Origin of the sequence: Mesorhizobium sp. M6A.T.Ce.TU.016.01.1.1, assembly GCF_003997065.1 — a bacterium.
In the GTDB taxonomy this organism is placed as follows: Bacteria; Pseudomonadota; Alphaproteobacteria; order Rhizobiales; family Rhizobiaceae; genus Mesorhizobium; species Mesorhizobium mediterraneum.
The window spans coordinates 1-3,963 of sequence record NZ_RZTJ01000063.1; the positions used below are offsets into that span (position 1 = coordinate 1).

A 3,963-nucleotide genomic window follows, 5' to 3' on the forward strand; every position below is an offset into this window, starting at 1 on the left:
GTGCCGATCTTGAGGCCGGTGGCCGGATTGTTGACGTCGACCGTCTGGCCGCTGTCGGCCTGCACCCACTCGCCATTGATGAGATTGGCCTGGCGCATGAAATGGCTGGTTTTCTGAAGCATGGTCTAGCCTCCGTTCGGCTCATCTGATCAGGATTTGACTTGTGCTGGCTCGCGCCTTGCCGGGGCCCCCTTGTGGGACAGCAGGACGACAACCCCGGCCGCACTCCAGCCGGTGCGCAACATCTCGCCGCCGCGATATTTGGCGTCCGTCGGTTCGGACGTTTGATCTCCGCTTAGCACTCGCCATGTCGCCGGCGCGATACGACGCCGATCAGCTTGTTGTTCTCGCCGATGAACCCAGCGAGGAAACCAGTTCGCGGCTGCTCGCATCGTGGGAGTCGTAATTCGACGTAGCGATCAGACACCATGCGGGGGGAACCTTCCTGATTTGGCTGCGGTGAACTGTTTATTGGGTCAACCAGCTCCTGAGCTCCTTGCACGCTCATGCCAGCTGGTCGGCCTGCACATGCGCCGCCGCAGTCTCGTCAAGCGCCGCGCGAACGCCGTCGACCAGGGCGTCTATCTCGTTGGGGGTAATAATGTAGGGAGGGCAAATCGCCAGCACGTCCCCCATGTTGCGGATCATGACGCCGTGATCGCGGCACCGCCGCTCGACATCGGTGCCAATTCGCAGCTCCGGCGCAAAGGCGCGACGGGTGGCGCGATCCTCGACGATCTGAATCCCCGCGATGAAGCCGCGGCCGCGGACCTCGCCGACCAGCGGATGGTCGCCGAGCGCTTCGGCGAGCGCTCTGTGCAGGTAATCGCCAAGACGACGCGCCTGGTTCACGAGATCGACCTCGCGATAAATCCTGATCGCCTCGGCGGCGACGGCGGCTGTCACCGGATGACCGGAATAGGTGAAACCGTGGCCGAACACGCCGACCTTGTGGGCCTCGTCAGCGACGCATTGGTAGATCTTGTCGGAGATAATGACGCCGCCGATCGGCAGGTGACCGGATGAAAGCCCCTTGGCGATCGAGAGCATGTCCGGTTCCATGCCGAATGTCTGGCTGCCGAACCAGTTCCCCGTGCGTCCGAAGCCGCAGACCACCTCGTCGGACAGCATAAGGATGTCGTATTTGCGCAGCACCGCCTGGATCTTTGGAAAATAATCCTCCGGTGGCACCAGCACGCCGCCGGCCCCCATTACCGGCTCGGCGATCATCGCGGCGATTGTCTCGGGCCCCTCCGCTAGAATTAGGGCTTCGAGTTCTTGGGCCAAGCGCGTGGCGTAGTCACGCTCCGCCTCGGCCGGCAGACCATCAAGATATTGGAACGGCCGCGCCGCGAATATGACGGGAAGCAGCGGCAGATTGAAGGACTTATGCATGTGCGGCAGCCCACTCAGCGCCGCGCCCATAATCGTACTGCCGTGGAAGGCGCCAAACCTGCTGATAATCTTGCGTTTGTCGGGACGCCCCCGCGCGGCTTGGTAATACCAGGCGAGCTTGACCATCGTGTCGTTGGCTTCCGAACCGGAGCCGACCAGAAAAACGCGCGCGTCGTCGAATGGCGCCAACGCGGCGAGCTGTTCGACGAGTTCGACGGAAGGCTCGTTCGAACGGTGGTTGAAGGTGTGGTAGACGGCCAGTTTGCGCATCTGGCGGTCAGCCGCGTCAGCCAGCCGGCTGTCGTTGAAGCCGAGCGAGGCACACCAGAGTCCGCCCATCCCCTCAATGTAGCGGTTGCCGGCGTCATCGACGATGGTCGCGCCCTCGCCGGCCACGATCGTCAACGGACCATGATCCTCATGCAGGCGCGGATCCGTCTGGGAATGAAAGTGTCTGGCCATGTCCAGCACGCGCGATTCGTTCTTCATGAAAATTCTCCTTCGCGACCAGATGGGCGGTTGCGTCAGCGACAAATATCTTATAACTTATAAGTTGTCGAGTAGAAATGATCCTGAGAGTCACGCTCATGCCCTACCAACACGCCCCATCAGACATCGCCTTACAACCCGACGCGAAGCGGACCGCCCTTTTGCGGGATAAGGCCGAGTTCGTACGGCTCGAGACGCTGCGCCTCATCCAGATCGCCAAGGTTGGCCACTATTCCTCGGTGTTTTCTTGCGCGGAAATATTCGCCACGCTCTACTACGACGCGATGCGGCTCAAGCGCGGCGAGCCGCAATGGCCGGATCGCGACCGCTTCCTTATGGGCAAGGGACACGCGGCGGTCGGCCTCTATCCCCTGCTGGTCGACTGGGGTTTCTTCTCCAAGGACGTTCTCGACGGCTATACCCGGCTGGGTAATCCGCTTGGCGATCATCCTGACATGCGTAAGGTGCCCGGCGTCGATTTCAGCTCCGGCTCGATCGGTCACGCCCTGTCCGGCGGTCTCGGCATGGCACTTGGCGGTCGCGCGGCCGACCGACGCTTCGATGTCTATGTCCTGCTTGGCGATGGCGAGATGCAGGAGGGCCAGGTTTGGGAAGCTGCACTATCCGCGGCCCACCACAAGGCCGGCAACCTGATCGCCATTGTCGACCGTAACGGATACCAGCTCGACGGTCAGGTTGACGACATCATCGGTATAGAGCCGTTGACAGACAAATGGGCAGCATTCGGCTGGCAGGTGCACGAGGTCGACGGTCATGACGTCGCGGCGCTCGCGACGCTTCTGAGACAGCTGAAGGCCGAGACAAATCGAACTCGGCCCGTCTGCATCATAGCCAAAACCTCCAAAGGTAAGGGCGTCGGTTACATGGAAACCGAACCCGGCTGGCATCTGGGCTATCTGGCGCCATCGGACGAGGCCTTGGCTGCCGATGAAATCAAGCGTGGAGGCAAAGCGCAATGAACAGCCCGATCGATCCCAACTCCTGGCAATACCGCCAGATCAACGCACGCGCACCTGGCCTGAGCTACCTGGCCAACGCACTCATTAATTTGGTTGAAGAGGGTCATCCCATCTTGGTGGGCACGGCCGACCTGCAATATTCAAACGGGCTGGTTCGGTTCGCGCAACGCTTTCCGGAGCGCTTCACGCAATTCGGCATTTCCGAGCAGAACATGGTTTCGGCCGCTGCCGGCATGGCCACCACCGGCGCGATGCCGTTCGTCGCTACATTCGCTTCCTTCCTCGCGTTGCTATGCTGCGAACAGATCCGGACCGACGTCGCCTATTCGGCCCTGCCGGTGCGGCTCATCGGTCATCATGCCGGCATTTCACTCGGCTTTTACGGCACCTCCCACCATGCGACGGAAGATCTTGCCATCATGCGAAGCATCGCCGACCTGACGGTCGTCGCGCCGGCCGACGGCCCGCAACTGGCGGCTGCCGTCAAGGCTTCGGTCAACCATGCGCAGCCTATTTACTTCCGCATTGGCCGCGGCCAGGAACCGGTGGTCTATGAAGACGGCGTCGACTTCCAGTTCGGCAAGGCAATCGTCCACGGCGAAGGGTCGGACCTGACCATCATCGCCTGCGGCTCGATGGTCCATCCCTCACGGGAGGCCTACCGCGCGTTGCGCGCCGCGGGCAAGTCCGTGGGACTGATCGATATGCATACGATCAAGCCGCTGGATACCAAGGCCGTGCTGGCAGCCGCGGCCCACTCCCGCTTCATTCTGACGATCGAGGAACACAACATCCTAGGCGGTCTGGGCGGTGCGGTGGCGGAGACCCTGGCGGAGGCAGGTAGCCCGGCGCGGCTGATACGCCATGGCATCCGTGACGAATACAGTCTGATCGCGCCGCCGACGCATCTGTACAAGCATTACCGGTTGGACCCGGCGGGAATCGAGGCCACCGCCCTCGAAGCGCTCGGCTGAACCGACGGACTATAACAGCGAAGCACGGATTCAGATGATCAATCACGACAACACCACGTCGCTCATCGAGCGCGCCAGCGCAGTGATGCCCGGCGGACTGCTCAGCCCGAGCCGCAGGCTCGGCG

Annotated in this window: 3 protein-coding genes; 2 read left to right on the forward strand and 1 reads right to left on the reverse strand. The window is 62.0% G+C overall.

Going from position 1 to position 3,963, the window contains the following annotated elements; translation table 11 throughout:
- Positions 1-504: 504 nt before the first annotated feature.
- Positions 505-1,884 (reverse strand): aminotransferase, encoded by a 1,380-nt coding sequence (locus tag EOC94_RS33005; RefSeq protein ID WP_127295794.1) that lies wholly within the window; start codon positions 1,882-1,884, stop codon positions 505-507.
- A gap of 98 nt (positions 1,885-1,982) precedes the next feature.
- Between EOC94_RS33005 and EOC94_RS33010 the strand changes: the two genes are divergently transcribed.
- The gene (locus EOC94_RS33010; protein ID WP_127295796.1) at positions 1,983-2,864 is read left to right on the forward strand and encodes a transketolase; all 882 of its coding nucleotides are present in this window, start codon (positions 1,983-1,985) and stop codon (positions 2,862-2,864) included.
- Complete coding sequence (locus EOC94_RS33015) at positions 2,861-3,838, forward strand: transketolase C-terminal domain-containing protein (protein WP_127295798.1); 978 nt, start codon at positions 2,861-2,863, stop codon at positions 3,836-3,838. Before EOC94_RS33010 ends, EOC94_RS33015 begins: the two co-directional genes overlap by 4 nt.
- The last annotated feature ends 125 nt before the right edge of the window (positions 3,839-3,963 follow it).